Origin of the sequence: Bacillus sp. G16 (genome assembly GCF_021282335.1) — a bacterium.
Classification (GTDB): domain Bacteria; phylum Bacillota; class Bacilli; order Bacillales; family Bacillaceae; genus Bacillus; species Bacillus inaquosorum.
On the sequence record NZ_JAJSOZ010000049.1, the window covers coordinates 1 to 736 of the forward strand.

The following is a 736-nucleotide window of genomic DNA, read 5'->3' on the forward strand; positions in this document are numbered from 1 at the left end:
CCCGGAGCGCGATGGCCTGGGCGCGCATGGTGTCGAGGTCTTCGGCGGGGTCGGCGTCGAGCAGCACGGCGGCCTCGGGGACGTTCGGCGTGATGAGGGAGACGTACGGCAGGAGTTGGCGCATCGGCTCGACGGCGTCCTCGGCCAGCAGCCGGGAACCGGCGGTGGACACCATGACGGGGTCGAGGACCACAACCGGCACCGCGTCGGAGCGCTTGTCGAGGAAGGCGAGGACGGTCTCGATGGTGGCCGCGGAGGCGAGCATCCCGATCTTGGCGGCGTCAACCGCCACGTCGTCTACGAGGGTGTCCAGCTGGGCGCGGACGAAGTCCGCGGGGACGACGTGGACACCGGTGACTCCCTGGGTGGACTGGGCGGTCAGTGAGGTGAGCACCGCGGTGCCGTAGGCACCCAGTGCGGAGAAGGTCTTGAGGTCGCCTTGAATACCGGCCCCGCCGGAGGGATCGGAGCCGGCGATCGTCAGCGCGATCGGTGGGCGGGGGTTCACGGTTGCCCGTCCCACGCGGCCCGCAGGCTCGCGGCCGCCACGGCTGGTTCCTCCGCGGCGCACACCGTCGAGACGACCGCCACGCCGGCGGCGCCGCTGTGGCGCAGCATGCCGGTGCGTTTCGTGGTGATGCCGCCGATGGCGACGACCGGCCACGGGCTCGCGGCGGCCACCGCAGCCACCCCGCCCGGGCCGATCGGAGTGCCGTGGTCAGGCTTGGTCGCCGTC

The 736-nt window shown here is 72.8% G+C and carries 2 protein-coding genes; both read right to left on the bottom strand.

What is annotated here, in order from left to right:
* On the bottom strand, positions 1-508 hold a 508-nt coding region (locus tag LWH95_RS21395; protein WP_232920347.1), incomplete at its 3' end, for a bifunctional hydroxymethylpyrimidine kinase/phosphomethylpyrimidine kinase.
* Positions 505-736, bottom strand: a 232-nt coding sequence (locus LWH95_RS21400) for a thiamine phosphate synthase (protein ID WP_232920348.1), incomplete at its 5' end; no start/stop codon positions are given. The genes LWH95_RS21400 and LWH95_RS21395, both read right to left, overlap by 4 nt.